A 25,229-nucleotide genomic window follows, 5' to 3' on the forward strand; every position below is an offset into this window, starting at 1 on the left:
TTGATCTGCCAATCATTAATATCAAAATTGCTATCTCCACATAGCAAATTAATCATTTTATAATTATAATCAGATTATCACTTTTCTGAAACATCAATAGAGGATAAAGAAAATTTCACTCTTTTTTGACGCATTTTTATCAGTAAAAAAAGGAAAATAAAAAGTTTCGATTACCTTTGTGAAATAATCATATAACATTTAACACACAATATGACCATGAGTAAACCCTATGTAGTTGGTATTGACATTGGTGGAACCAACACCGTATTCGGCATTGTAGATGCCCGCGGAACCATTATTGCAAGCGGTTCTATTAAAACAAATAAATTTAATGAAGTAGAAGATTACGTCAACGAACTTCATACTGAGCTTTTCCGTTTGTTGGAACAAAACAATGCGACGGACAAGATCATGGGAATCGGAGTAGGTGCTCCGAACGGTAACTATTTTAACGGAACAATCGAATTTGCGCCGAATCTACCTTGGAGAGGAGTTATTCCTTTAGCCCAAATGTTGACTGATCGCTTCGGTATTCCAGTTTCTTTGACAAATGACGCTAATGCGGCAGCTATCGGAGAAATGACTTATGGAGCAGCCCGAGGTTTGAAAGATTTTATCATGATCACTTTAGGTACAGGAGTAGGTAGCGGTATCGTTGTTAACGGACAATTAGTATATGGGCACGACGGATTTGCCGGAGAATTAGGACACGTAATCGTTCGTCCGAATAACGGAAGACTCTGCGGTTGCGGCCGTACGGGCTGTCTTGAAGCTTATACTTCAGCTACCGGTGTTGCACGCACGGCAAGGGAATTTCTTGAAGTTCGCAACGACCCAAGCAGTCTGCGCCAAATTCCTATCCAAGATATTACTTCTAAAGACGTATATGATGCTGCCATTACCGGAGACAAGTTGGCTTTGGAAATCTTCGATTATACAGGCAAAATATTAGGGGAAGCTTTTGCCAACTTCATTGCATTCTCAAGTCCGAAAGCAATCATATTGTTCGGAGGTTTGGCTAAAGCCGGCGATCTCATTTTGAAACCGATCAAAGAAGCTATGGATCGCAACACGCTAAATATTTATAAAGGTAAGGTGAAAATCATGTTCTCCGAATTGAAAGAGAGCGATGCTGCAGTATTAGGTGCCAGCGCATTAGGCTGGGAAGCTAAATGATAATGACATTTCCAAAATAAGAAACAGGGTGTAAATTTACACCCTGTTTCTTATTTTCGCAAAACAAACAAATCCTCTGTTCTATTCAAAGCAGTCGGCATCAGCCAAATATTTCCCGTTCAAATCTTTAGCAGAAAGTAGTAATTTCTCCGCTGCCAACGGCCATTTTATACCGACTGAAGGATCATCATACATTAATGTTGCTTCCTGATCAGGCGCATATACATTATCGACTTTATAGGCAAACGTCGCAGTATCGCTCAATACCAAAAAACCGTGAGCAAATCCACGAGGGATAAACAATTGTTTATTATTTTCTTCCGATAGTTCTACCATTACATATTTTCCGAAAGTAGGAGAGGTTTTTCGCAAATCGACCGCGACATCGAGTACCCGACCATTCAAAACTCTTACCAGTTTTGCTTGCGAATAGTTACCTTTTTGATAGTGTAATCCCCTCAACACTCCATACGTAGAATGAGACTGGTTATCTTGCACGAAATTTATCTCTCCGACATAACGATCAAATATTTCTTTCCGATAAGTTTCCATAAAATAACCCCGAGCATCTCCGAATTTTTGAGGCTCGATCACAAATACTCCCTGTATTTCTTGCTCCGTAAATTTCATAAATCTTCTTCTGTTTTAAAACCTGTCTAAATTTTCCAATAAAGAAATCCTGTCAGGTCATTTTTATGTTATCTTCCGAACTGTTTTCCCGTTTTCATTTATCTGGCTATTATCCCCACAAAAACTCCCCAATATCCTCAAAAGAAATTCCCAAGCCTGATTCGTGCAAAATTCAGACTGGTCTCAGTCACAAAGATAGTGATAAAAGCAAAACTATATAAAAAGCCGAAGCGAAAAAGAGAAAATGTTTGTGGGAAAGTATGCAACAATAATCAAAATATCAACTCTTTTTTCTTATAAAAAATTATAATACCTTTGTCTATTGAAAATTTTACTTTAACAAATATCTACGTATCCTCAAAATTAAATAAACAAATCTTTCAAGAGCCCTTATTTTATAGAGCAAACATAATCTAATGTAATATAAACTGTGTATAAAAGAGTCTTTATGTATAAAATCATATATACAATTTTATTAATGATGATATGGAGTGCTTGCAACTCTCGTCATTCTAATATCGAAAATGCCTATATTCTTTCTGAACCGGATTATACAGACAGCAAGATGTGGTACATAAACCTCAATGATACGGATGATTCCGGTGCAGATATATTCTATATAGTTTCAACATGGGAATTTGACTGGTACACCAATGACGGACAAATATGCCACTATGCCGATCCGGTCAATATTAAAGATCACCGAGATGATATGGCTATCGAAATCTCCCAAATAGCCCAATATATGGGACAGAAAAATAACTTTTATGCTCCATATTACCGGCACATTACTCTTAACTCTTGGGCTACATGCAATGAAGACACCATCAATCGGCGCTATCATACGGTTTCATTCAACGATGTCCAAAAAGCATTTCGATATTTCATCAACACAAATAATAATAATCGCCCGTTCATCTTAGCCGGGTTCAGTCAGGGAGGAAAATCGGTTGTCGAACTCATAAAAACGATGCCCGATGATATCAAGAAACGGATGGTTGCCGCCTATGTTCTCGGCTACAAAGTCACTCCCCAAGACACGACAGAATGTAAGAACCTCCGAGCTGCAAAAGATTCTCTCGACCTCGGTGTTACAATCTGTTATAACTCAGTTTCTGATATAAAATATATAAAGCCTGTAATAAGTGTTCCGTCCGCTATGTGCATAAATCCGGTCAACTGGAAAACCGATGCTACTCCGGCAATTCTTCATGATACTATTACCGTCACCTTATCTCCAGAACACAATGTTCTTGTCCTATCCGGTTATAGCGGCAGCGAATATACTCCTATTCTCGGGATCATCAACACCGGAGACTTTCATGGCGCAGAACCATGGCTTTACAGCGAATGCCTTGCTAAAAACATCCAACAGCGTATAAAGGCCTATCGAAAACTATATCCATAAACCAAACAAAAAATACCAGATACAATCAGACATTAATATAAGGAACTTTATAAATTAAAAACCTATCTAAATGCACTAAACAACCTTATTCAACATAATATGTAATTTAGTACCATTTTAATATCTATACATTTCTATACCTCTTATACAAAATAAATGAGCCGTAGAACAATAAAGATGTGGGCTTAATTTTATACCTTTGCAGCAAGAGAAAGAATGTACGAATATGAAACAGAAACAGATAGAAGAAAATATCGGTCCGATGAAACTCATATTCAATTATGAGGATGTGTTCTACAGTTTCTTTTACGATGACACCAGCGGTTGCATCCATCGCTCGCGGGAGTATGCGATGAATTACGTGTATTCGGGTGAAATGATACTGGACAATGGTAAGGAACAAATCCATGTCGGAAAGGGAGAATGTGTCTTTATTCCACGCGACCACCATATCACCATGTATAAAAAGCCTCTGAATGGGGAACGCTATTGCGGTATTTTCCTGAACTTTACCCGTAATTTTTTGCGGGAGATGTACACGAAACTCGAACAGTACAAGATTCCGGCCAATACGCCCAAACTCAAATCGGGGGTCATTAAGTTGCCCAAGACAGCGGAAATAACCAGCCTTTTCGCCTCGCTGACACCGTTTTTCGACCCAGAGGTTAAGCCGCAGGACGATTTCATGCACTTGAAACTGCAAGAAGGGTTGCTTGCCTTACTTCATATTGACAAACGGTTTGCGCCTACGCTGTTCGATTTCAACGAGCCGTGGAAAATCGACATCTTGGACTTCCTGAACAAGAATTATATGTACGAGTTCACGATGGAAGATTTGGCGCACTATACTGGAAGAAGCCTTGCCACGTTCAAGCGCGATTTTAAAAAGATAAGCGATCTGACACCCGAAAAGTGGCTTATACGCAAGCGACTGGAGGTCGCCTACAACTTGATGAAAGAGGGAGGAAACAAGGTTGTAGATGTCTACACCAAAGTGGGATTCAGAAACCAATCGCATTTCTCGGCGGCGTTCAAGAAGCAGTACGGCATTGCGCCGACGGCTGTGGCGGCCTTGTAGCTGAATTAGTTCGTTGTCAAAACGGTTGAATATGATAAGACAAGTACGGACAGATGACGCGACAGCCATCGCGTCAATATACAACGGCTATGTGACCGGCAGCAACATCACGTTCGAGGAAGAGCCAGTCACGGTGGAGGAAATGACATCGCGGATCGCCGGGATTTCGGCGGGTTTCCCGTACCTTATCTGGGTGGAGGACGGTGCGGTGAAAGGATATTGCTACGCCCATGCATGGAAAGAACGGTCGGCCTACCGCTACACGGCGGAGACCACTGTCTATCTGTCGTCCGACATCACCGGACGGGACATCAAGGCTGACCTTATGCGGCGGCTCATCGCCGAATGCAAGGAAATGGGGCTGAAAGTGCTGATAGCCTGCATCACGGAGGGAAATGCGGCAAGCAACGCCCTACATGAAAGTTTAGGCTTCAGGCAGGTGTCCAGGTGTCCCGCTTCAAGAAAGTCGGACTGAAGTTCGGGCAGTAACTCGATGTGGCGGACTATGAACTGATACTGGAAGGGTAACAAAATCTGAAGAGCTCTTTGTCTCTGTCCCTTCGGTTGTTGTCAGTTAAAACGGACATTCATCCACCGTACTTTTTCTCGAACAGTCCCGTATTGCGGTTTCCCCAGTCAATCATGGCGTCGATGATAGGAATTAGCGTCATGCCTAATGGCGTGATGGAATACTCCGAGCGCGGAGGCAGCTCGGGGAAGATAGTCTTCGACACCAGTCCGTCCTCCACCAGCTCCTTCAGTTGCAAGTCGAGCACGCGGGGCGTGGCTTCGGGGAATATCTTGTGCAGTTCGCTGGGGCGCAGGGCGCGGTGGCGCAGTTCGTCCAAGATGCACGACTTCCACTTGGAATCAATCAGGCTCATGGTCAGCCGCAAAGGGCAACCCAAATCGACGGGTATCTTTCTTTCGTACATGGTTCTATCGCTATTGAATGTTATGTCTGCAAAGGTAATGATAATATGCCGGAACGGGGATATACCGAATAATTTTTCAGTATATGAATAATTTTTCGGTACTTGCGGAAGCAGGAAGCATCGCCTACCTTTGCATCATCAAAACAAGATAATCAATTAAACATTAGCATCATGAGAGCGAATATCGAAGAGTACAAGGCTGTGGAAGCCGCTGCCATGAAATTTGTGAAAAGCGTGGCTGAAGGCAATAGCAAACACGCCCGCGAGTTGTTCACTGACGAAGCCGTCCTGTTTGGCTATTTAGACGGACAGTTGGAGCATGACAGCATCGAGCAGTTTTATAAGAATGTGGACACCGTAGGAGCAGGCGATGACTTCAAGGCACGCATCGACGTGGTGGACGTGGAAGAGACCCTGGCCGTGGTCCGCGTGTTGGAAGAGAAATGGGGAGGCCGCATCGGCTTCACCGACTACTTGCTGCTGATGAAGATGGACGGCAAGTGGCGGTGTGTGGCGAAAGCGTATAATCAGAACTCAAACACCATTCAAAAATAATAGGAGCTATGGGAAAGAAAATTGTCATATTGAACGGCAGTCCCAGACCGAAAGGCAATACGGTGGGACTTATAGAAGCATTTGTAAAAGGCGCGGAGCAGGCAGGCGACATTGCCGGACATCCCTCGTTGGAGAAAGCATACAATTTGGGAAAAAACATCTAAAAAGGAGGAACGCATGAAAGTATTGTTGATTAACGGCAGCCCGAACCAAGCGGGCTGCACCTATACCGCCTGAGCCGAGGATGCGGACGCACTTCATTCAGGACAAATACGAGTAAAATTCAAGATGCAACTATATTCGTCTTATATTTGACCTTTTCAGCAATACTATTTGAGCCTCACAGCAACCCCGCTGTGAGGCTTTTGCTTTACCTTCGCATCGTGACAAGAAATCAAACGATTAGGATATTATGAAGCGAAAACTGTTATTATTCACGATGTTGTGTTGTCTGGCGTTTTCAGCGAACGCTTGCGGCACGAACGGGACGCATCAGCCGACGGCAAAAAATGAGACTGCCAACAACAACGGCGAGAACGAAAACGACACGGTGGAAAGTGATGAAGTTTGTTCGATTTGACCCCAAGGCGAGAACGACAAGCCACCCGTCATCACGCTTAGCAACGGATATGCCATGCCTATGCTCGGATTGGGAACGTACAGCCTGCACGGAGACGAGTGCATCAACGTCATACTCTCTGCCATCAAATTAGGCTACCGCAAGTTCGATACCGCTACTTTCTACGGAAACGAGGAAGAAGTAGGCGAAGCCATACTCCGTTCGGGAGTGCCACGTGAGGAGTTCTTCATCTGTACCAAACTCTATCCCAACGAGTTCGGCCACGCAGAGGAAGCCATCGAAGCCTCCCTTGCAAGACTCGACATAGGCTATGTGGACTTGATGCTGCTTCACCATCCGGGCCGTAACGACGTGGAAGCCTACAAAGTAATGGAGCGTGCCATGGCCGCAGGCAAGATACGCTCGCTCGGCGTGTCCAACTATTATATCGAGGAGATGACGGAATTCCTGCCGAAAGTGAGCATCAAGCCCGTAATGACGCAAAACGAGATACATCCCTACTATCAGGAAAAAGAGGTCAGGAAATACATGCACCGCAATGGCATCGTCATCGAAGGGTGGTATCCATTCGGCGACAGAGGCTATACAAAGGCAATGTTCAGCAACGAAACCCTTAAAAAGATAGCCGAGGCACACGGCAAATCTCCTACACAGGTCATCCTGCGCTGGGACTTACAGCACGGTGTGGCAGTCATCCCCGGTTCGAGCAATCCCGGCCACCAGAAAGAGAACATCTCCGTATTTGACTTCGAGCTGATCCCGGAGGAAATGGCACGCATTGACGCGCTCGACCGGAACGAGAAAAATGACTGGTATTGACAATGTAAAATGATATAGAAAATGAAAACAACTGCAATGAAATCAATCTGCACGGCCCTGCTCGCCTGCCTCTGCGGCACAAGCGGCCTCACGGCACAGGAAAATCAACTTAATACGAATAACATGATAGAAGAAAAATTGAATTTAACGCAGGAGTGGGACAAGGTGTTCCCGCAAAGTGACGAAGTGAGCCACTCCAAAATCACGTTCCACAACCGTTACGGCATCACGCTTGCCGCCGACTTGTATATCCCCAAAGAGGCAACAGGCAAACTGTCTGCCATAGCCGTCTGTGGTCCGTTCGGGGCTGTCAAGGAGCAGGCATCCGGGCTGTATGCGCAGGAACTCGCAAAGCGCGGTTTCCTCACGATAGCTTTCGATCCGTCGTTCACCGGCGAGAGCGGCGGACAGCCCCGCTATGTGGCATCGCCCGACATCAACACTGAGGACTTCTCGGCAGCGGTGGACTACCTCGCCACCCGTGACGATGTGAACCCGGAACAGATAGGCATCCTCGGCATCTGCGGATGGGGAGGCATGGCTGTCAATGCCGCAGCCATCGATACCCGCATCAAAGCCACCGTCGCCGCTACCATGTACGACATGAGCCGAGTCAACGCTAACGGCTATTTCGATGCCGACGACAATGCCGACGCACGCCACGAACTACGCCGCCAGTTGAATACCCAACGTACAACGGATTACCGCAACGGCTCGTATGAGCTTGCCGGAGGTCTGCCCGATGTAGTGCCTGCCGATGCTCCACAATTCCTGAAAGACTACTTCGCCTACTATAAAACGGAACGTGGCTACCACAAGCGTTCGCTCAACTCCAACGGCGGCTGGAACAAGACTTCGACACTCTCGTTTCTGAACATGCCGATTCTGTCCTACGCAAGTGAAATCCGTAGTGCTGTGCTGCTTGTCCACGGTGAAAACGCCCATTCGCGCTACTTCAGCGAGGACACCTACAAGAAACTGGCAGGCGGCAACAAGGAACTGTTGATAGTCCCCGGAGCCAGCCACACCGACCTATACGACAACTTCGATAAGATACCGTTCGACCGGATAGTGGCGTTCTATCGCGAAAATCTGAAATAATGGGCAGTATGGACAAACACATCACTTTCCGAAACGGGCAGCAGGTCTGCCCGCTCGGGCAAGGCACCTACCAGATGGGGCGCAGGCGCAGCGAGGAGATACAAGCCTTGCGCAGGGGAATCAACTTAGGGTTGACACTGATAGACACTGCCGAGATGTACGGTACGGAAGACCTTGTGGGCGAAGCCGTGTGCGATTGTCGCGATAAAGCTTTTATCGTCAGTAAAGTGCTGCCCAGCAATGCAAGTTATGAAGGAACCAAACGTGCCTGCGAACGGAGTCTGCAACGGCTCGGCACAGACTATATCGACCTCTATCTGCTGCATTGGATAGGTCGTTACCCGTTCTCCGAGACTGTCCGTGCTTTGGTGGAATTGCAGCAGGAGGGAAAAATCAGGCAATGGGGCATGAGCAATCTGGACGTGGATGATATGGAACGCATCATTACCTTGCCACACGGTAAGGACTGCGCCGCCAATCAGGTGCTCTACAACCTGAAAGACCGAGGTATCGAATATGATCTTATCCCGTGGAGCGAACAGCATCATATTCCCATCATGGCCTATACGCCTTTGGGCGAAGGACGGTTGCGTAACCATAAGACATTGATAGAGATAGCCCGCAGGCACGATGCCACTCCCACGCAAATCATGCTGGCATGGGTGATGCGTACTCAAAATGTTATCGCTATACCCAAGGCAAGCAGCATAGCCCATGTGGAGGACAATGCCCGAAGCCTTGATATTTCTCTGACGGAAGAAGATTTGAGCGACATCAACAAAGCATTTCCGGCTCCTACGCACAAGATACATTTGGCAGGGTGGTGATTGAAACTTCTGTAAACCATACACATCGCCATTACCGCCTTGCCCAAATATATGCCGATGGGATAACAATCAGACACTAAATGAGAAACTTTATAAATTAAAAACCTATCTAAATGCACTAAACGACCTTATTCAACATAATATGCAAATTGATCCATTTCCATAAATGTTGAGGGGCTGTTGTTCCTTTTTCCAAAAAACTGTTCCATTGTCGGTTTAGTTGTTCCCCGTCAATCCAGTCAGACGCAACACTTTCTCTCAAACCGTCAATAGATTCTCCTACCCAATTTTGCAGTTCATTCGATAGCCATAATCGAGAAGAACGTCCAGCTTCTCCTTTCGGTGCCAAACGAACATTTTTCGGGAGTAACCGAGAGGCTATCTGGCGAATCATCCACTTATCCTGACAAGAACGTTCTTTCATATAATGCGGTAAAGCAAAAGCATATTCAATCAAACGATGGTCTAAAAACGGTTTCCGGAGTTCGGTAGAATGCATCATACTCACCCGATCATTAAACCGAAGAATATGCGGAATACGTTCATAAAACAAATCTCTATATCTCAGATTATCTTCTTCATCCCGAAAAGGATGCGGATATTCAGGTAAATGCGCCAATTCTTTAAAATCGGACTTCAAGCAAGAACAAATTGCGGATTGGTCCATATCCCCTTTTCTCGGATAACTTGCCCAAACCTCATCAAGGCCGAGTCCGTCACACAAGACAGTAGTCCCCTGACGATGAGCAGTCCTAAATAAACGAGCATAAGCCAATGATGAAAATCCGTCATAAGGTTCCTCCTGTACTCGGGCGATTTTTACAGCTTCTTTCACCACTATATCAGGAGTAAGTTGTACCTGTTCCAAATGATATTCTGTATGTGAAAGCATTTCCTCTGTCCATAAAATTTCATCTGAAAATTTATCTCCGCCATAATAAGAATATACTTTAAACGGATCATGAGGAAATAACCGATGTATAAGACCTAACAAAAATGAGGAATCGATTCCTCCGGACAGATTGAATCCGACCGGAACAGCCGCATCTAAATTATAGCGGACGCTCTCCTCTGCCAATGATAAAAAACGTTCTGCTGCTTCTGTCTCCGAGTCAGGAATTTCGACAGACTGTACTGCTTTATCGAATTCATACCATTGCCGTACATCCAAAGATGAAGAATTAAAAAACAAGCAATATCCAGCCGGAAGCTGATACACTTCATCCCAAAATGTTTCATAAGGCATTCCATACGTAGAATAAACCAAATATCCAGCCCAGCGACAGGATGACATCTGTTTGCGAATACCGGCAGCAAATAGGGCTTTTATCTCAGAAGCAAAATATAAATTCCCTTTCTGTAAAGAAAAATAAAGAGGTTTTACTCCAAACCGATCTCGCGCCATAAAAAGAGTTTTTGCCGACCGATCATATATCACAATAGCAAAAATTCCGTTAAAACGATCGAGACATGATCTCCCCCAACGATGATAAGCCTTCAAGATAACCTCTTCCTCCGTATCGGAATGAAATGTATAATAACGGCTCAATAATTTTCTCAGTTCGACATGATTATATATATTACCATCGCAAACCAGAATAAGTCCGGTATCCTCATCCATATAAGGCTGTTCCGAAACGCCTTTTATCTGTTTTACCGCCAACCGGTTATGAATCATTCCTATTTCAGAATCAACTACCCAAGATATCCATGACCCCATATTATCCGGACCTCGATGAAGCTGCACTTGCGACATCTTTTTTAGTAACGACTTCATATTAGGAACTTCTCCTACTACACCTGCAATTCCGCACATATTATTATTCTATTTTATCGATTCTCATATCGAACCTCAATCTGACAAAACTCAAGATTGCTTTTACCTAAAATCGGGTATCAGATTTCACCCAATCTCTTCATACAAAACATTTGTCGAAGACGTTCTAAAAAACATTTTTTTTAGAAAATAGTTCAAAGCTCATATCACATCTTACCAGCTAAAATTATTTTTAAGAAAAGGTAAATTCGCTTTCCGACTTGTATTATCTAACATTTCGGAATAAATATTACCGAGACAACGTATTTTCCCCCGAAATGAATATCGGGTAAAAATATCCCCGCCAATTTTCTCATACAATGAAAAATGATGTGCTGAGTGACGTCCTGATAAACGAAACAAAGGCGAATAATACCTGAATAACCTCCCTGAAGTAATTTCCCCGGGAGAATAATCACGGGAACGCATATACTGCATATTACTACCCCGCACATTGTGAAAACACAGATCATACTCTGGATGAGTCATCAAAAAAGAGCCCTGACGCTGCAACTTGAAAATATCACTCCAGAGCTCCTCATCCCGGCATATTATACCAAGATCACCTCTCAGCCGTATAATTCGGCTTTTTTCAGGAAAATCTCCCGGAACACGTGTATAAAACCGCACCTTATCAGGATACAGAGCCTTATACTCCTGACAAATATCTCCTGTCTCATCATTCGATCCCCGATCCACTATCACGACTTCCGTATCAAAAGTAGTACACTGATTCAATATGCCATCCAGTCGAAGCCGTAAAGTATCTGCATGTTGCCGGGTAACCAAAACAACCGAAATTAAAGGCGAGTGCAATGTCAACCCCCGAAATACCAAACTTACTTCTTTTTTCATTATTCAGAGCATATTTAATTTTTTATGAAAATAATCTTGATTGTTCTGTCCAATACAAATGGCCTTCGAATTTTTCACATTTTTTTAATCTGAAATAATCGACCATTCTTTCTTTTCAAACGGTTCAAAATCTGAAGAATATCATTTTATTTCGAATAAAATTCTCAGCAATTTTTTATTGCCTGTTGCATACACAGCGATACAAATCTTCTATCGTATCATTATATAAAAAGTCCTTTTTATTCAATTCTACCTGATATTCTTCTTTTACCATTTCTACAAAAGATACTGCCAACAAAATATTCCATTCCCGTAATTGTTTAAATCGAGTCCCCGGTTTTATTTCCTTCGATGAAGTACGAAAGAATAAAGTAGAAACATGATTCATAAAAAGTTTCTTATCCATAAAAACAACCTCCTATATATTCTTAACAAACGGGTTGGCAAGCTTTTTTGTTCAAGTAAAAAAGATTAATTCAAGAAAAAGCATTAATCCAATAAAATAAAAAAATCCCGCTTTACTCAATTGTTATCATAAAAAATACACCCCAAAAGTTTTTTATCTAACTTTTGGGGTGCAGATCATTAACATTAAATCAATCCTATCGACAGAAAAACTTTATATGCTATGATGACGGGCAAACAGAGACAAACGTTCGTTCAACAAATCATACTGATTATCTTTGATAAAAGAAGTACAAGCCCGAATCCCTTCCTGACGACTTCCCGTTGTAATGAGAGAAATAGAACTTACACCATAATAAATTAATTCTTTCATCAATTCTCCACCTGTCATTCCGGGATAACCGATCGTAAAATAGAAACCATCAGCCAAAGGTTCTCCTAAATCAGTATCATATACCAGATGAAAACCGTGCCGAAGAAAAATATCCTTTAACCGCTTTGCTCTATGTCCATATTCCTTTACTTCTTCCAAAAATGCGAAATCCCGATCAGAAGCGGCCTTCATCATTGCGGCCATGGCATATTGCGCCGAATGGCTTACCCCAGAAGATATTGCATACAAAACCCTATGAATAAAAACCGATCCGAATGTTCCTCCGCCATAACGATCGGTCAACCCGGGATACACACGATGATACAACTTATCGGAAATCACGACCACACCTATCCGCTGTCCTGCATAACTAAACGCTTTAGAACCCGATATCAACAATAAATAATTATCGGTATAACGAGCAACAGTAGGTTGGTAAGGCGGCTGAAAAGGAGTTCCCAATTCTTTTCGGAAATCCATTGCAAAATAAGCAAGGTCTTCTAAAACTATTACGTCATATTTATTTGCCAAATCTCCTATTGTCCTCAACTCTTCATCTTTGAGACATATCCATGAAGGGTTATTTGGATTGGAATAAATAACAGCAGCGATATTTCCTTTTTCCAAATAACTTTCCAATTTTTCCCGAAGCTTATCTCCTCGAAAATCATACACATCAAAAGCTTCATACTTATACCCAAGTACCACTATTTGTTGTTTTTGTACAGGGAAACCGGGATCGATAAAAAGAATCGTGTCTTTTTCCGGATTGCATTGACCTGCCACTAAAAACGATGTAAATGTACCCTGCATAGAACCGACTACCGGGACACAACCTTGCGGATCGACATCAACATCGATAAATGCTTTTACAAAACGTGCAGCTTCTTTCTTCAGACGAGGCAATCCGTCTATAACCGGATAAATCGAAGCAACTCCGTTACGTAACGCTTCAATCTCAGCTTCTACTCCGACAGCGGCAGGAGGCAATCCCGGAACTCCCATCTCCATATGAATAAATTCCTGTCCTGTTTTTTCTTCAAGACGTGATGCGATTGCGACTACCTCCCGAATAGTTGCCTTTCCGAAATCTGGAATACTCATCTCATCGATAGTCTCATTTACAATATCATAGTCAATTGGTGTATTTTTCATATTTATATATTTTTCGATATTCTCACAGATCAAACACTTTTATTTTATATCGGATAAAATTTAAAGTGCAGGAACAAATATATAAATTATTTAATAATAGACTTTCTTTTTTCCTATTTTAATAAAAAATCTACTGCTTTTTGAAATGAATTATACCGATTCAGAAGCACAATTATATTTATAGGAGCAGCCGGTAAACATATATAATCAAATTTGTGTTTACCGGCTGCTCCTATGACAAGACCTTCGATCCCGTTTAAATTTTCCAATAAAAAATATCCGAACAAAGTTTAGACTGTCTCTTAATCTAATGGCAAAATTTCCTCCTCACATTGGGTAAGTTTTTCTATTCCAGAAGCTGTAACAACAAAGGTATTCTCTATTCCGACAGCTCCGACTTGAGGTATGACAAACTTAGGCTCCAATGCAAAAACCATTCCCTCCGCTAAAATGTCTTTTGAACGCGGAGCGAATACAGGAGCTTCATTTAATTCTATACCGACCCCGTGACCTATGAAACCGGCCTTTTGGCGATGACCCATAAAATTAGCTTCAAATCCCGCTTTTTTTGCAATATCAAAAGCCAGATCATATATCTCTGATGCCGCAACACCCGGTTTTGCCATCTTCTCAATTTCCGACTGTATTTCTAACGACACATCGTGCGCTTCTCTGGCTTTCTCCGGAATTTCTCCCAAAGAAAATACCCGGGACATATCACTCATATATCCGGTGAAATTACCCCCGATATCAACCATAATGGTATTCCCCGGTTTCATGATAGAACCGTTACTGCTAATAGGAAGCGAAGGGTCGAGCCCCGCTCCGCCAAGAGCAAAATCATAAGGCGAAGGCTCATCTGCATTTTCTCCAGCAAGAACACTTCCCATATATATTTCCATACTTTTTCCGAAAATACGCACCAGACCTAAAGACCCATGTAATCGAGCTAATCTTTCGAGTTCTATCGAATACTCCACATCCGACATCCCTTGCTTATAGACAGAAGGAGCTTTACGGTACATAGATGAATGGTGCGCTGCAGATTCCCGAATCAATTCTATTTCATAAAGAGTTTTAACCATTCGCACCCCTCGTATCAAAGGAGTCCCGTTTTCGATTTTTGCTTCAGAAAAAATATTCCTCAGCCGTATCGACTCATTATAAGTCAACGAGTCATTTTCAAGTAACAAAACTCGCGGCAAAGCAATGCCCAAATGACTCAATTCATCCGGAATTTGTTCCGGCTTGCGAATATAAACGACATTTTCTCTCGACAATCCCACCGGACGACGAACAAAATAAATCATCTCACCTTCCGCAGGAATGTATGTATATCCCGAAAATACTCTTCCCGATGTATAAAATAAATTTGCATTATCACTCACAAGAAAAGCATCCGCCCCACTCCTGCATATTACGGATTGTATCTTGCTCTTCCGTAATTCAATCTCGGTTGTAAAATTTTTTGCGTACATATATTCTTTACGATAAATTCATAAAATAATCGGTTAATTCAGAAAACGAATCAAATGCCAAATCAAAACGATCGGTCGATCCGAAGCCATACCGGACAAAAACAAAAGGCCAACCGGCCAAACGTGCCTGCACACCGTCACCATCAGTATCGCCTATATATACAGGGCTCTTCAATTGAAATCGCTGCTGAAGCAACCGCATATTCTCTCCTTTTTGCAAATAGGTATCTCCAAATGAAATAGAACCGGATATCCACTCTTCTATTTCTGCAAATTTAGCAAAAATCTGCAATTCTCCTTTCTCGCAATTACTCAATAAAAAAAGCCGGTATATCGTTGATAACCTTTCAATTCCAATCTTTACTCCATCGAATAATTTACCTCCCCGTACAGGTAACTCCCGAGCCTCTATTTCATGAACCCGAGCTACAAACTTTTCTCGATCTTCAGAAATCATTCCGGGAGTAATTACCCGCATAATTTCATCGATAGGCGTTCCCATCAGTTTCAACAACTCTTCTCTCCTCAATACGGTAGAAACACCCATTTCTTCAAAAGCCTTATTCCAACACAAAGTATAAGTATCTACGGCATCCCAAAGAGTCCCGTCCATATCCAATACAAGGGCATCCGGTTTTGTTACTATCATAACAGATCAATACATTTTTCAAGTTGCATAAATCGAGAACCTTTTACCAAGATAGTAAACCCTTTTAGCAGATCTGACTTCAGGTAATCCGTCAAGGTTTCTGTCGTAGGATAACACTCCAGTCCACCCGCTACTTTAACAAATTCCGTGCCGCAAAGAATAACCTTGTCAAATCCGGCATTTCTCAATTTGTCAACAATTTTCCGATGTTCGGCTTCGCTGTCGGCTCCGAGTTCACCCATATCCCCGAGGATAACGGCCTTATGGGAAGCATCCATTGCGATAAAATTATCCAACGCAGCGTTCATACTGGTAGGATTAGCATTATAAGCATCTAAAATCAGCGTATTGTTCCCTGTTTTCAGCAGTTGCGAACGCCTGTTCTGAGGCTCATACTCTTCCAAAGCTTTTTTAATAGCCATATCAGGAACTTTAAAATACGCCGCAATAGCAGAGGCAGCCAGCGCATTCGACAAATTATAATTTCCTATAAGATGCGTATTAACAGTAACCGGACTTCCCCCCTGCCTCATAAGGTCAAATGATAAATACGGAGAACAGCTCGTCAATTTCCCGGAAACAAATAATCCCGGAGTCTCCCCATACTCGCTTTTCTCGATACCTTCGCTTTTCGGCTGCAGAAAAATATTCTCATGGTGCAGGAATACGTGCCCGCCTCGTTGGCGAATATAGTCATATAACTCACATTTGGTTTTTATCACCCCTTCGAATGAACCGAAACCTTGCAAATGCGCTTTCCCGACATTTGTAATAATTCCGAAATTCGGTTCGGCTATGTTCGCTAATGCTTTAATTTCTCCGGGATGGCTTGCCCCCATTTCGATAACCGCTATTTCATGAGCTTTCGTCAGCTTCAATAAAGTAAGAGGCACTCCGATATGGTTATTCAAATTTCCTTCCGTTGCCAGAACATTATATTTCTGAGATAAGCAAGCTGCGGTCAACTCCTTGGTCGTCGTCTTACCGTTAGTTCCGGTAATAGCAATTACCGGAATATTCAACACCCTACGATGAAGCTTTGCCAGAGCTTGCAATGTCTGCAAAACGTCATTTACCAAAATAATACGCTCATCCGTTGCCAATTCAGGGTCATCTACAACAGCATAAGCACACCCTTCGGACAAAGCTCGTAAAGCAAAGTCATTTCCATTAAAATTCTCACCTTTTAATGCAAAAAAAATAGAATCACAGACGCATCTACGGCTATCCGTCGTAATAGTACGATGCTCTTTAAATATCGAATATAATTCTTCTATTGTCACTTTTATACCAATTTTTTATATCGGCGAAATTACACTATTTTTTCAAAATAAGATTCTTATCCGCCAAGCTTTATACTCTCTGTCTCAACTTTTTTCATCGGTATCTTCATTGATCCCGAATGTCCGGTCTATCTTCAAAAACGGCAACACGGCAAATCCCGGTAATGTACAAATCATCACCCATATAAAGAAACGGTTATACCCTATAAGCTCTTCGATCCACCCGGCCGCCATTCCGGGAATCATCATCCCGAGAGCCATAAATGCCGTACAAATTGCATAATGAGCGGTCTTGTGTTCTCCTTCCGAGATATAGATCATGTACAACATATAAGCCGTGAAACCGAATCCATAACCGAACTGTTCAACCGCAACCGCAATATTTATCCACAACAGGCTTTCCGGTTGCATATAAGATAAATAAACATAAACCAAATTAGGTAAAGATATAGCCAAAGCCATCGGCCACAACCAGAAATACAATCCCTTTCGGGATGCAGCTATTCCGCCCAATATTCCACCGATAGTCAAAGCAATGACTCCCACAGTTCCGTAAACCATCCCGACTTCTCCGGTCGTTAATCCCAATCCTCCGGCATCCCGGTCATCAAGCATAAAAGGAGAAGCAAGTTTCAACAATTGCGATTCTGCCAATCGATAAGTCAACATAAAAAGAATGCCGATTCCGATTTCTTTTTTTCGAAAAAAAGAGACAAAAGTCTTCCAAAATTCACGGAACACCTCCTTTACCGTACGAAAATTTCCTTGTCTGTCTCCGGAGGGACGAGGAAGTACCCATCTATGATATCCGGATAAAAACAAAAACATTCCGGCCAATACAAAAAAAGTAATCGACCATGCAAACGGGATATTACCCGATAATCCCCTGAACAAAGCCTCACTTTTTCCGGTAAGCATCGCATCTGCCCGAATAACCATATAAGCAGGCTTATCTCCATTTAAATGGGTAAAAACCAGCCTTTCTCCTGCAATTAATTGAAAACTGTTATCTCCCCGCCGTAAATGAGTGTTCAACACGATTTCTCTATCCGGTTCAGGTATTTTTATCGGTTTAACAGAAATAATTCCGACATTTCCCGACACGACGGAATTTTCCGTTTTCGCATTCTCTTCGTCACCGAAATGTTTCCGTATAAAATTTCCTAAAGGACGTGAAACATAATTCTCCCACCAAGATTCTGTCACAAGTCTTTTAGCTTTATTTGGCGACATCGTAACCTCCTCTGCAGGAACAAAACCTTGCTGCCTGTTATAATTATTTACTCTCGATACCACATTCTGTACACTGTCTGCCGAAATTGTACCGGGAGCTATATAAAGAGTCGAAGATGAAAGGATAAAATCTTTCTGACTCGTAATGAATCGTTCATTTTCCGGAACAGGTGAATTCATCACTTTAAATTCCACAGGAGAATATCCCGAAACGATTTCAAGCCACCCGGCAAGAATAATCAACAGACCTTGCCCCGTAATCATGGCAATGCGGTAAAAAGTGCTGCGAATGCCGACATAAAGGGATTGCTCATGAGGTGTAAGAGCAATCATATAAAATCCATCGGCAGCAATATCATGGGTGGCCGAACTGAATGCCAGCAACCAGAAAAACGCAAGCGTAACCTGCAAAAAGAACGAGGCGGGGATCGTAAATGCAATCCCGGTAAGTCCGGCACCGACCAATAACTGCATCATTATTATCCACCAGCGCCGGGTTTTTAAAATATCGACAAAAGGACTCCACAAAGGTTTCAACACCCACGGCAGATACAACCAACTGGTGTATAAGGCAATCTCTGTATTGGATACTCCCATGCGCTTATAAAGAATCACGGCAATAGTCATTACTGCGACATAAGGTATTCCTTCTGCAAAATAAAGCGTCGGAATCCAGCACCACGGTGACCGTCTGTTTATTTTTCTCAGTGACATATCGGCTCTTATATTTTACGCCATTCCTTGCATATTCGGTTTGTTTCTTCTGAAGTTAAAGACACTTGCATAAATATATCTATAATCTCTTCTTTTGTAAATCGTTCGAAATCGGATTTACGAGGTAACGGAACGACTCCGCTCAAATCAATAGCCCCCGGACTGATCAACCGCTGTTTATCCCCTTCTTCATAATATTGAGTCGGACGATGTGTACGGCGGGGTAATATCCATAGCCTCCACACCGGAGCTTCATAAGTACACAATATATTCATCATCGGTTCTGTATCTCCATTGAGAACAGGCAATAATCGCAAGAGCAAGTCAAAGGCTTCGGCAATTCTATCCATTTGTCCCGATTCTACAAAAAACACGCTTTGAGGCCATCGTTCGAGCCTGCCTAACAAAATATTTCCGTCTCGATATACTGCCTCTCCTTGTTCACGATAAATATCGCTCCAAAGATACTCCAACGGGACAAATCCTTTGTTACCTGCCTGAAAATGCATGTGATCGGGAGCAGAAGCCCCGCAACGAGGACCGTTGTAAAAGACGATATAACGGTCGATAGCCCTGGCTAAATCCAGCATATCGTTCAAGCGACCACAAATAGTCTGCGGTGTATGTATGACAGACGGCATAGTCAGATGTTTAGGGAAAATAGGATACGGATTGGCAAGCATGACATACTTCCCGGCAACAGTAATCCCGACTTGCTCCGCCGGTCTGTTTTCTTCACAAAGAAAACATTTCCGGTTTTGAATAGATTGCCGGTCGATAACTGCCGCTGCCGAACGTATTCGTTCCGGATTAAACTGTAATGTAACGGGAACTCCTTCCACAAAGACAATCCGAGTTTCCACCCGTTCCAGTGCCTGACAGTTTTTATCGAGTAATGCCCACACGGAGCGTTGCTCTCGGATGAGGCGATCTGCACAGTCCGAATCGATCTCAAATTTATTCATCTCTCATTCATTTTTTTCCGCACTTCTATTTCGAAACTACGCAATTTGTCTTTATACGAATTATTTGCATTTATTTTTTCTACGACAAGTGCGGCATCCGAATTACCCTCCCAACGACGACAAAGATATATCGGCTCATAGATGCGTCCTATTTTATAATTTCGCGAGAACGTCAGTCCGAGAGCATAATCCTCGCCATAACTGGTATTCGGTACGGTAAACTTTCGCAGCAATTCGGTACAAAAAGCACGTGGCGCACCCAACCCGTTAATGCGTAAAGCGTTATTATGCCCATTTCCGTCTGTCCATTCCCGATGATCGATAATACCCGGCGGAATGACCTGCATATCGAAATCGGTCATAATGTAGCTGCCTACCACCATGGCGCATTGCTCACGATGAAACATGTCTATAATTCTTTGCAGCGTATGCTTGTCTTTATAAACATCGTCACTATCGAGCTGTACAGCATATTTTCCACATTGAGATGCAAATATCCCGACATTCCAACACCCGCCTATTCCGAGTGTGTCTTCTTCGGGGATAATATGAATCAGTTTTCCATCCGAACTCAGATCTTTCAAAATATCCGTTGTTCCGTCCGTCGAATGATTATCTACGACAATTACATTGAAAGGGAAATCGGTCTCCTGTCCCAATGCCGAGCGTACAGCATCCCCAATCGTTCTCACCCGGTTATATACCGGAATAACGACCGAAGCCTCCACGTCAAACCTCATTGCAGATGCATCGAACGTTCGTGTTCGTGCAGGAAGCCACGCACCGATCGTTTTCAAATAATCGGTACAAGCTCGTTCCATCTCTATCTGTACGGCACGGTTGCGCGGATCGACATAGTCAAACTGCTTTTCTCCGGATTTACGGAAATCATATTCGCCTTGAGAATATAAAAACTCAGGGATATGTACAGGCAAACTTTTTCGGGAAACCCGTAAACGCAAATCATACCATCCCGCATAACGGTATATCTCTTTCATCTGTCCGGCAGCCTCCCGAATAGAGCGATTCCGATAAAACAGAATAGTCCCGAAATCGAAATCATCTCTTATACTACCGGATAGATAATCTATTACCGGATGTTTTTCTTCCTTTCCGGCAATGTTTTTATAGTAATCGGCATAACAAAGTCCCGATCCCGTATCTTCCGCAATACGGATAAAACGGTCTATTGCACAACTCCCGAAACATACGGGACTATATCCCGAACAAAGTATCGTATAACCGTCTTCAGGAATATTTTCGGCAATTTGCCGTATGGTTTCCGTAGAGTACAGATCATCGACAAACAAAGACCTGCACCCTTCGATACCCGGATCATTCCGGTCTTTTGATAACAAAAGCATTATCGATAACGGATAACGGCTCTTTTTGAGAGAAGCGACAGTCGAAGATACTTGCTCGACAGAATCAAAAGGGAGAAAACAAGATATTACAGGAGATTCCATAATTATGATTATTGGTGTTTCATATATTCATCGACAGCTTTCTTTACCGATCCGTGCAGTAGCAGTAACTCCTTTGCCGTATCATAATCCAAGCCCGTTTCTTCCACAATCATGCGAGCCCCCCGATCTATCAGTTTCTGGTTGGTCAATTGCATATTCACCATTCGGTTGCCTTTCACCCGACCCATTTTTATCATTGTGGCGGTAGAAATCATATTTAAAACCAGCTTTTGCGCCGTACCCGATTTCATACGTGTACTTCCGGTCACGAACTCTGGTCCTACGATGATCTCGATAGGAATATCAGCTTCCCGAGAGACCGGAGAACCCGGATTACAAGAAATGGAAGCCGTAAGAATTCCGGCTTTCCGACAGTGATGCAACGCTCCGATTACATAAGGCGTCGTACCGGATGCTGCAATTCCGATTACCGTATCGAGGGGACCGACATTGCGGTCGCAAAGCTCTTTCCATCCCTTTTCAGCACTATCTTCTGCAGCTTCTACCGGATTGCGCAATGCAGTATCGCCTCCGGCTATGAGTCCGATCACATAAGTATTCGGCATGCCGTAAGTGGGCGGAATCTCCGAAGCATCCAATACACCGAGCCGTCCGCTCGTACCTGCCCCTAAATAAAAAATACGACCGCCCCGTTTCATCTTCGGGACAATCGCTTCTACCAGTTTTTCGATCTGAGGTATTGCCTTTTCTACCGCAACGGCAACTTTTTTATCCTCTTCGTTGATTCCTACAAGTAATTCATGTACCGATTTCTCTTCCAAATGATCATGTAAAGAGGGCATTTCGGTTATTTTTTCAAATTTCATCTTAATTCAGTTTGCTGCATTTAAATGATATTTTACAAGTTCCGTAACAGGAGCGGATAGAATTTTACCGACCGTCAAAGAAAGAGATCGCGCCACCTCTAACAATACCGGACGGTAATAATATGCCACAGAACCTACCATGTGCACCGTTTCTCCTTGAGGATAATGCAGAACGTTTCTACGAAAAAAAGATGTGAATGCATTGACCGCCAATAACCGTATTTCCGGTTCGTCAAGATTTTCTGCAACAAACGGAGAAAGCGAAGCGAGAAACCGGTTCGGAAACGGCTCTTTATAAACAGCTTGTAAAATCTGTTCCCGAGAAAGTTGAAAACGGGCAAAAAAACGATCTCTTAACGGTTGGGAAAGTTCCTCTTTCAGGCAATCCGCCACCAAACGTCGTCCTAAATCCGCACCGCTACCTTCATCTCCCAAGATAAAGCCAAGAGGCGAAACATGCTGCTCTATATTTTTCCCATTATAATAACAAGAGTTCGACCCTGTCCCCAATATACAGGCAATACCCGATTCATGCCCGCATAACGCTCGTGCAGCACCTAACAAATCGCTGTTTACTTCGACTTGGTCACAACCGATCACATATCGTAATAATCCCGAAATCATCTGACATTGAATCGGAGTAGCACACCCGGCTCCATAAAAAAAGACTTCGGTTATATCGGTAACAGGAAGTCGTTCGAGTACCTCTCTCGACAATATTTTCCTGATCTCGTCATCCGTTTGGAAAAAAGGATTTATTCCCGCTGTCTTAAATGCGATCGTTTGAGTCTCGTCTGCCAAACACCAATCGGTTTTGGTAGAACCGCTATCTGCTATCAGTATCATTTTTTCAATTTTCTGGAAATTGTTGCAATGTATCAAATTTTTCGGGAATCGGATGAAAGTCGTCTCTAAAAAATTATTGAAATATTCTGTGTCAATATATTCTTTCAATCGCACTGTTACGATAATAATGCGACAATATTTCCCGATAAGAGTACCCCTTCGCACCCATCACCGCCGCACCGATCTGACAAAGACCGACTCCATGCCCCCAACCTGCCCCTTTCAAGGTATATGACTGCGGAATACCATCCTTCACATTTTCCGGATGTACCGTAAATGCAGAACTGTATAAATGCGAAGCGGACAAAATACGCCGAATAAACAACTCTTTACCCACAACACGTGAAACTTTCGTTCCTACAATACGCAACCGGACAATTCGCCCGGAAGCCCCTCTTGCCAAAGGAACAAGCGAAACAATTTCACCGAAATCTATACCCGACCGTTTCCGGATAAGGTTCGCCAGTTCCGACTGGGTGTAAGATACCGACCAACGGTAAAAGTCGGTTGTCTCCTGATCATACCCGTTCAGCACTTGTTCCAAAATCTTCGGGTCTCGTGTATTGCAAAATGCTTCGGGCGAAGATTCTATAAATCCCGAAGCATTCTTCTCATCGGCCAAGTCGGGGATTTTTTCATTCGAAAACTTATCATACACAGGGATAAGGTAAGGATGATGCTTCTCTTCCCAACAATTTTCAAACAGTTCGCTTACTCCGCCGCAACATTTTGAGAATCGTGCATCGCAAATCCGGCTTTCACTTGTCAGGACTTCGCCACGGGTAGATCGTACAGCTTCTGCCACCTGAGGGGTAGCGATACGGGTTATCCCCTGATAACGTTGACAATGATCGTCAGCACAAACATCAAATAAAAAATGATCTTCCCTATCATACCAACAGACGATTTCATCAGGGTTTTCCCTCTTGTTACTTGCCCTTTTATTTCCCGGTTTCCCATTAAAACGGGGAAGTTGGGCCAATAACCAGCTTCGGGAAATTACAGCATGAGCCTTAAGCAATTCAAGTGAAGCCGAAGCACTCATCTCCGATGATATGACACTCGTCAAATATTTTTCCAAAGCAATACGGTTTATCGCTACAATCTCCGTGTCATCGGTAATCAGTTTCAATATTCCGGAGAATCGTTGTGTTTCTTCCCGTTCCCAATGAAAATCCACACCGATAGTCACACTGTTCAAATCGAACGAACAGTTCTCATTCTCCGGAATGAACATCAAGGAATCGTATTCCTTACCATTCCATAAAATTCGATTGCCGGACAAGCATATAACCTTATGCTCCCCCTCAGTTATTATATCGGAAGGAGATACCGAAAACTTTCCGTTCAATCTGAAAACAATCTCTTTACGGTGTAAAATACCGACTTCAATCCGGGGTTCTGTCATAGGTCTTTAAATATGAAAACAGATACAAAGTAAATGATTTTATTCCGGGATCTGCCGCTTTTCGACAAATGAAAAACAGGTCTTGCAATCATAATCGCTTCAAATAAACACCTTTTTCTTTCAAAGATTCATTTTGCGTTCATATTCTTCTATAATCTTCCGGATTTCTGCAGTATTACTTTTCGGATATTCTCTTTTCATCACAATACTATCTTCGAGGTAATAACCTTCATGATCCTGACGGGTCAAAAAGAATGTGGTGTCGGTCAGCATCGTCGCATTAAATTTCGCACTCCACGATCTAAGATCATTATATTCTACCAACAATACCGCATTTCGACCCTCTTGTGACAATAATTTCACCTTCCCTTGTTCTATCCGATTTCCGAAATAATAGGTATAGACATAATCCCCTATATTGTCCTTATCTGTCAGTATCTTCATCGAAACTATAATTTCATTACGATTCAAACTCCAAGCCCAATTTCCCCCAAAATCGAAAGTCGTCAGGACTGTCCGAATCGCTCAATAACTCAGCCGAAGATTCCGGCTCTTTTATCTCCCGAGAACGGGGACTCCCCGTACACGAAACCCATAAAATCAGGTGCAATATCAGAACTCCATAAAACAGATTTTTCATAATCGTG

At 42.9% G+C, this 25,229-nt stretch carries 25 protein-coding genes and 1 pseudogene; 9 read left to right on the forward strand and 17 right to left on the reverse strand.

Annotated elements, in window-relative coordinates; genetic code table 11:
- Nucleotides 1-216: 216 nt before the first annotated feature.
- Nucleotides 217-1,176 (forward strand): ROK family protein, encoded by a 960-nt coding sequence (locus QUE35_RS06360; RefSeq protein WP_031258294.1) that lies wholly within the window; start codon nucleotides 217-219, stop codon nucleotides 1,174-1,176.
- 81 nt (nucleotides 1,177-1,257) lie between these two features.
- Here the strand turns inward: QUE35_RS06360 and rfbC are convergent, their stop codons facing one another.
- The gene (rfbC, locus tag QUE35_RS06365) at nucleotides 1,258-1,806 is read right to left on the reverse strand and encodes a dTDP-4-dehydrorhamnose 3,5-epimerase (protein ID WP_022600480.1); all 549 of its coding nucleotides are present in this window, start codon (nucleotides 1,804-1,806) and stop codon (nucleotides 1,258-1,260) included.
- A 448-nt stretch (nucleotides 1,807-2,254) separates the two neighbouring features.
- On the opposite strand from rfbC, the gene QUE35_RS06370 reads away from it, so the two are divergent.
- The 3 genes and pseudogenes from QUE35_RS06370 to QUE35_RS06380 all read left to right on the forward strand — a co-directional run bounded on the left by QUE35_RS06370 (nucleotide 2,255) and on the right by QUE35_RS06380 (nucleotide 4,781).
- Nucleotides 2,255-3,214 carry a DUF3089 domain-containing protein gene (locus tag QUE35_RS06370; RefSeq protein ID WP_031258292.1) on the forward strand — a complete coding sequence of 320 codons (960 nt, stop codon included), beginning with the start codon at nucleotides 2,255-2,257 and terminating at the stop codon, nucleotides 3,212-3,214.
- 262 nt (nucleotides 3,215-3,476) lie between these two features.
- Complete coding sequence (locus QUE35_RS06375) at nucleotides 3,477-4,292, forward strand: AraC family transcriptional regulator (protein WP_031258290.1); 816 nt, start codon at nucleotides 3,477-3,479, stop codon at nucleotides 4,290-4,292.
- Nucleotides 4,293-4,323: 31 nt separating this feature from the next.
- Nucleotides 4,324-4,781, forward strand: a pseudogene (locus QUE35_RS06380) (GNAT family N-acetyltransferase).
- Nucleotides 4,782-4,879: 98 nt separating this feature from the next.
- Here QUE35_RS06380 and QUE35_RS06385 read toward each other — a convergent pair.
- Nucleotides 4,880-5,227, reverse strand: a complete 348-nt coding sequence (locus QUE35_RS06385; RefSeq protein ID WP_022600473.1) for a winged helix-turn-helix transcriptional regulator — start codon at nucleotides 5,225-5,227, stop codon at nucleotides 4,880-4,882.
- Nucleotides 5,228-5,398: 171 nt separating this feature from the next.
- Here QUE35_RS06385 and QUE35_RS06390 point away from each other — a divergent pair, with 171 nt between their 5' ends.
- The 5 genes from QUE35_RS06390 (at nucleotide 5,399) to QUE35_RS06410 (ending at nucleotide 9,109) form a co-directional block, all read left to right on the forward strand.
- Nucleotides 5,399-5,782 carry a nuclear transport factor 2 family protein gene (locus QUE35_RS06390; protein WP_031258286.1) on the forward strand — a complete coding sequence of 128 codons (384 nt, stop codon included), beginning with the start codon at nucleotides 5,399-5,401 and terminating at the stop codon, nucleotides 5,780-5,782.
- Between the two features lie 8 nt (nucleotides 5,783-5,790).
- Nucleotides 5,791-5,946: a hypothetical protein gene (locus QUE35_RS06395; RefSeq protein ID WP_022600469.1), complete on the forward strand. Its 156-nt coding sequence runs from the start codon at nucleotides 5,791-5,793 to the stop codon at nucleotides 5,944-5,946.
- Between the two features lie 476 nt (nucleotides 5,947-6,422).
- Nucleotides 6,423-7,181 (forward strand): aldo/keto reductase, encoded by a 759-nt coding sequence (locus tag QUE35_RS06400; RefSeq protein ID WP_244925452.1) that lies wholly within the window; start codon nucleotides 6,423-6,425, stop codon nucleotides 7,179-7,181.
- Nucleotides 7,182-7,202: 21 nt separating this feature from the next.
- Complete coding sequence (locus tag QUE35_RS06405; RefSeq protein ID WP_022600464.1) at nucleotides 7,203-8,282, forward strand: alpha/beta hydrolase; 1,080 nt, start codon at nucleotides 7,203-7,205, stop codon at nucleotides 8,280-8,282.
- 8 nt (nucleotides 8,283-8,290) lie between these two features.
- Nucleotides 8,291-9,109: an aldo/keto reductase gene (locus tag QUE35_RS06410; protein WP_284697449.1), complete on the forward strand. Its 819-nt coding sequence runs from the start codon at nucleotides 8,291-8,293 to the stop codon at nucleotides 9,107-9,109.
- Nucleotides 9,110-9,227: 118 nt separating this feature from the next.
- Here the strand turns inward: QUE35_RS06410 and asnB are convergent, their stop codons facing one another.
- From asnB to QUE35_RS06485, 15 genes are all read right to left on the reverse strand, one after another.
- Nucleotides 9,228-10,925 carry an asparagine synthase (glutamine-hydrolyzing) gene (asnB, locus tag QUE35_RS06415; RefSeq protein WP_022600460.1) on the reverse strand — a complete coding sequence of 566 codons (1,698 nt, stop codon included), beginning with the start codon at nucleotides 10,923-10,925 and terminating at the stop codon, nucleotides 9,228-9,230.
- Between the two features lie 174 nt (nucleotides 10,926-11,099).
- A complete protein-coding gene (locus tag QUE35_RS06420) occupies nucleotides 11,100-11,780 on the reverse strand; it encodes a glycosyltransferase family 2 protein (protein WP_122329713.1) in 681 nt (226 codons plus the stop codon).
- A gap of 175 nt (nucleotides 11,781-11,955) precedes the next feature.
- Nucleotides 11,956-12,186: an acyl carrier protein gene (locus QUE35_RS06425; RefSeq protein ID WP_022600456.1), complete on the reverse strand. Its 231-nt coding sequence runs from the start codon at nucleotides 12,184-12,186 to the stop codon at nucleotides 11,956-11,958.
- Nucleotides 12,187-12,399: 213 nt separating this feature from the next.
- Entirely contained in the window at nucleotides 12,400-13,713 is a 1,314-nt protein-coding gene (locus QUE35_RS06430; protein ID WP_031258281.1) for an aminotransferase class I/II-fold pyridoxal phosphate-dependent enzyme, read from the reverse strand.
- Between the two features lie 302 nt (nucleotides 13,714-14,015).
- On the reverse strand, nucleotides 14,016-15,191 hold the full coding sequence (locus QUE35_RS06435) for a M24 family metallopeptidase (protein ID WP_022600452.1): 1,176 nt from the start codon (nucleotides 15,189-15,191) through the stop codon (nucleotides 14,016-14,018).
- A gap of 7 nt (nucleotides 15,192-15,198) precedes the next feature.
- Nucleotides 15,199-15,840: an HAD family hydrolase gene (locus QUE35_RS06440; RefSeq protein WP_022600450.1), complete on the reverse strand. Its 642-nt coding sequence runs from the start codon at nucleotides 15,838-15,840 to the stop codon at nucleotides 15,199-15,201.
- Nucleotides 15,837-17,123: a UDP-N-acetylmuramoyl-tripeptide--D-alanyl-D-alanine ligase gene (locus tag QUE35_RS06445; protein ID WP_022600449.1), complete on the reverse strand. Its 1,287-nt coding sequence runs from the start codon at nucleotides 17,121-17,123 to the stop codon at nucleotides 15,837-15,839. The genes QUE35_RS06440 and QUE35_RS06445 overlap by 4 nt, the downstream gene beginning before the upstream one ends.
- Nucleotides 17,124-17,207: 84 nt before the next feature.
- Entirely contained in the window at nucleotides 17,208-19,070 is a 1,863-nt protein-coding gene (locus QUE35_RS13745) for an MFS transporter (RefSeq protein WP_031258277.1), read from the reverse strand.
- Between the two features lie 8 nt (nucleotides 19,071-19,078).
- Complete coding sequence (locus QUE35_RS06455; RefSeq protein ID WP_022600444.1) at nucleotides 19,079-20,035, reverse strand: DUF4922 domain-containing protein; 957 nt, start codon at nucleotides 20,033-20,035, stop codon at nucleotides 19,079-19,081.
- Nucleotides 20,032-21,501 (reverse strand): glycosyltransferase family 2 protein, encoded by a 1,470-nt coding sequence (locus tag QUE35_RS06460; RefSeq protein ID WP_022600442.1) that lies wholly within the window; start codon nucleotides 21,499-21,501, stop codon nucleotides 20,032-20,034. Before QUE35_RS06460 ends, QUE35_RS06455 begins: the two co-directional genes overlap by 4 nt.
- Before the next feature lie 8 nt (nucleotides 21,502-21,509).
- Nucleotides 21,510-22,328 (reverse strand): N-acetylmuramic acid 6-phosphate etherase, encoded by an 819-nt coding sequence (gene murQ, locus QUE35_RS06465; RefSeq protein WP_022600440.1) that lies wholly within the window; start codon nucleotides 22,326-22,328, stop codon nucleotides 21,510-21,512.
- 6 nt (nucleotides 22,329-22,334) lie between these two features.
- The gene (locus QUE35_RS06470; RefSeq protein ID WP_009318671.1) at nucleotides 22,335-23,174 is read right to left on the reverse strand and encodes an ATPase; all 840 of its coding nucleotides are present in this window, start codon (nucleotides 23,172-23,174) and stop codon (nucleotides 22,335-22,337) included.
- Between the two features lie 91 nt (nucleotides 23,175-23,265).
- On the reverse strand, nucleotides 23,266-24,582 hold the full coding sequence (locus QUE35_RS06475; RefSeq protein ID WP_022600437.1) for a SpoIID/LytB domain-containing protein: 1,317 nt from the start codon (nucleotides 24,580-24,582) through the stop codon (nucleotides 23,266-23,268).
- 120 nt (nucleotides 24,583-24,702) lie between these two features.
- Nucleotides 24,703-25,026, reverse strand: a complete 324-nt coding sequence (locus QUE35_RS06480; RefSeq protein ID WP_022600435.1) for a hypothetical protein — start codon at nucleotides 25,024-25,026, stop codon at nucleotides 24,703-24,705.
- 16 nt (nucleotides 25,027-25,042) lie between these two features.
- Nucleotides 25,043-25,222: a hypothetical protein gene (locus QUE35_RS06485; protein WP_022600434.1), complete on the reverse strand. Its 180-nt coding sequence runs from the start codon at nucleotides 25,220-25,222 to the stop codon at nucleotides 25,043-25,045.
- Between the last annotated feature and the right edge of the window lie 7 nt (nucleotides 25,223-25,229).

This window comes from Coprobacter fastidiosus (assembly GCF_030296935.1).
Lineage (GTDB): Bacteria > Bacteroidota > Bacteroidia > Bacteroidales > Coprobacteraceae > Coprobacter > Coprobacter fastidiosus.